Below are 3,300 nucleotides of genomic sequence, written 5' to 3'. Positions count from 1 at the left end.
CGCCATCTTAATTTCGATTTGTTTGGCACTCATCAAGTACTCTGGCGTCACCCCAAAGCGACCCGACGCTACTTGTTTGATGGCGCTGGATGCGGTATCCCCATTCCGCAGACCTTTCATGTGTGGCAAGGTGGGGGAATAGCCGTTTTCATCCACATCATCCAGAACTTTGTAACGTACAGGATCTTCGCCACCTTCCCCGGAATTCGACTTACCGCCGATGCGGTTCATCGCGATCGCCAACACTTCGTGTGCTTCTGGAGACAAAGCACCCAGCGACATTCCCCCGGTGCAGAAACGTTTGGCAATCTCCTCGACCGACTCCACTTCCGACAAAGGTATCGGATCGCGATCGCTCTTAAATTCCAGCAAATCTCGCAGCGCAGTTACCGGACGCCCTTCCATATATTTCCGGTAAACTTCGTAATGGTCGGACGCGGGGGAATTTTGGATTTTGGATTTTTCTATATCCTCTGCTTTAAAAGCAGCAACAGCTTTATGCAGCGCCTTCGCCATTTCCGGACTGTTCATGTGGTATTCCCCACCCGGACGGTACTGAACAAATCCGAAGTTCTCTAACTTCTTAATTGTCAATTCCGGGAATGCTTTGGAGTGGAATGACAAAACTTCAGAAGCTAATTCCGCCACCGTCAAACCGCCAATGCGAGAAGCAGTACCTTTAAAGCCCAACTGCAACAAATCCCCACCAATACCTAGAGCCTCAAAAATTTGCGCCCCCTGGTAACTTGATAGCAGAGATATCCCCATTTTCGACAAAATCTTCAGCAGACCGTCTTCTACGGCTTTGCGATAGTTTGCTTCCGCCTTGATTAACGTAGATTGGGTAATTTTGCCCCTTTCCATCATCCCTTGCGTTTTGGGGTTATGCCACCAAGCCCGCACTGTTTCTAAGGCGAGGTAGGGACAGATGGCACTCGCGCCGTAGCCGATCGAACAAGCAAAGTGATGGGTACTCCAGCACTGTGCGGTTTCTACAATCAAACTGGCTTTCATCCGCAAACCTGACGCAATCAGGTGGTGGTGTACCGCCCCTACGGCCAAGAGAGGCGGAATGTAGGTCAGTTCTGCACTCAGTTTGCTAGATCTATCGCTCAATATCAAAATCTTTTTACCATTTCGCACTTCTTGTGCTGCTTTGGCACACAAAGATTTAACTGCTGCGGCTAAACCTTCTGGCCCTGTGGCGATTTCAAATAAAGTGGATAAGTCGGCGGTGGGAAATTCCGAAGCGCGAATCGCATCCAATTCTGTCTCGTTCAGTATCGGCGATTCCAACTTGAGCAAGTGGGCATATTCGGGCTTGGCTGCCAACAAATTACCCTTTTCGCCCAAATACATTTCCAGAGACATCACCAATTTTTCCCGCAGGGGGTCGATCGGCGGATTAGTCACTTGGGCAAACCGCTGCTTGAAATAGTCATACAGCAAATGCGGTCTGACTGAAAGCACTGCCAAAGGAATGTCATCTCCCATACAGAAAGTCGGTTCTTTCCCGGTAGATGCCATCTCCTCAATAATCATTTCCACATCTTCAATGGTGTAGCCAAAGGCAGTTTGATGGCGCAGTAAAGTAACGGCATCTGGTGAAGAAGTTTCTTTTGGAGATTGGGAACTTAGAGAAACGCGGGATTTCAACCATTCGCCATACGGCCTTAAAGAAGCCACGCGCTGTTTGATTTCCCAATTTTTGAGAATTTCGTGACTTTCCAGATCGACTGCGATCGCTTGACCCGGCCCAAGACGACCCTTTTCCACAATATCCCCCTCCGGGATATCCACCACCCCCGCTTCCGATGCCACTACAATATAACCATCGCGGGTAATCGAGTAACGCGCCGGACGCAAACCGTTGCGATCGAGCGTCGCCCCCACCTTCTTGCCATCACCGAACACCAGCAACGCCGGCCCGTCCCAAGCTTCCTGAATGCCGCTGTAATATTCGTAAAAATCGACAATTTCGGGATATTTATCCAAATCCGGCTGGTTTTTGTAAGCTTCCGGCACTAACATCATCAATCCTTCCAAAGGACTGCGCCCGGACTGCACGATTAATTCCAGGACATTATCCAAATTAGCCGAATCGCTATTTTCGGGATTGACGATCGGCTTGAGGTCATTTAACCTTTCGCCCCAAATTTCGTGGGACAAATCTGCTTCCCGCGCCACCATCCAGTTGATGTTGCCCAGAAGGGTATTGATTTCCCCATTGTGTCCCAAAAACCGCATCGGTTGTGCGAGCGGCCATTTAGGCATGGTATTGGTACTGAAGCGACGGTGATAAACGGCGAAACTACTCTGGTAAGCGGGATTTTTCAGATCGAGGTAAAAATCTCCCAACACAGCCGATCGCACCATCCCCTTGTAAACTATTGTGCGACTGGAAAACGAACAAACATAGAAATCCGTACTGATTCCCGAAAGCTTGTGACCTTCCAAGTTATCTGCTTTGAGCGTCTTCTCAATCCGTTTGCGAACGACAAACAAAGCCCGTTCTAAAGCATCCCCCCGCAATTCTTCACTTTTCACCAATACCTGTGCGATTTTCGGTTGATTTTCCCGCGCTTGAGTTCCCAGCAACTCTGGCTTAACGGGTACTTCCCGCCAACCCAGCAAAGCCAATCCTTCTTCGGCTAAAATACGCTCAACAATTTGGCGATCGCCAGCCGCCTTTGTGGCATCTTGGGGTAAAAACACCATCCCCACGCCAATCCCATCTGGAGATGGCATTTCCAACTTATTTTCTGCAAACCACTGACTCAATAACTCCCAAGGAATACCCGTCATCAAGCCAGCACCATCTCCGGAATCTCGGTCAGCACTGCAACCGCCTCTATGTTCCAGACAAGTAAGCGCAGCCAAAGATTTGGCAATTAACTCGTGGCTTTTCAAACCATCTTTATGGGCGATAAAGCCGACGCCACAAGCATCTCGTTCTTCTACCAACCATCTTTGGCCTCGATAACCGACAGCCGCGCTTTGGTTTTGGTGCGATCGGTTTTCTACTTCGTTTCGATCTACAGTCTTATTCATGGAATGATTCATGTTGGTTAAACTCAATAATTCAACAATTGACCAAAAGAATTTCAGATTTCAGATTTATTTAGATTTGAAATTTTAGAATCTGAAATTTGCGGAGTAGACACTTAGCACACTTGCGTCGCTACTTCTGTCAGGCTCTCCCATTGTTGTGGCGATCGTAAAAACTTATTTAATCGTAGGGTGGGTGACGCACGGGCGATAATTTAAGTATTTTCAAGCAATCATTAAGTTCCCGTGCCG

1 protein-coding gene is annotated in these 3,300 nt (G+C 48.4%); it reads right to left on the bottom strand.

The features are described 5' to 3' along the window. On the bottom strand, nt 1-3,051 hold a 3,051-nt coding region (locus H6S82_RS25180; RefSeq protein ID WP_242057105.1), incomplete at its 3' end, for a glutamate synthase central domain-containing protein. Nucleotides 3,052-3,300: the final 249 nt, after the last annotated feature.

Origin of the sequence: Planktothrix sp. FACHB-1355, assembly GCF_014748295.1 — a bacterium.
Classification (GTDB): domain Bacteria; phylum Cyanobacteriota; class Cyanobacteriia; order Cyanobacteriales; family Aerosakkonemataceae; genus Aerosakkonema; species Aerosakkonema funiforme_A.
The sequence above is the reverse complement of the archived record's forward strand: the minus strand, read 5'-3'. Positions and strand labels throughout refer to the sequence as shown.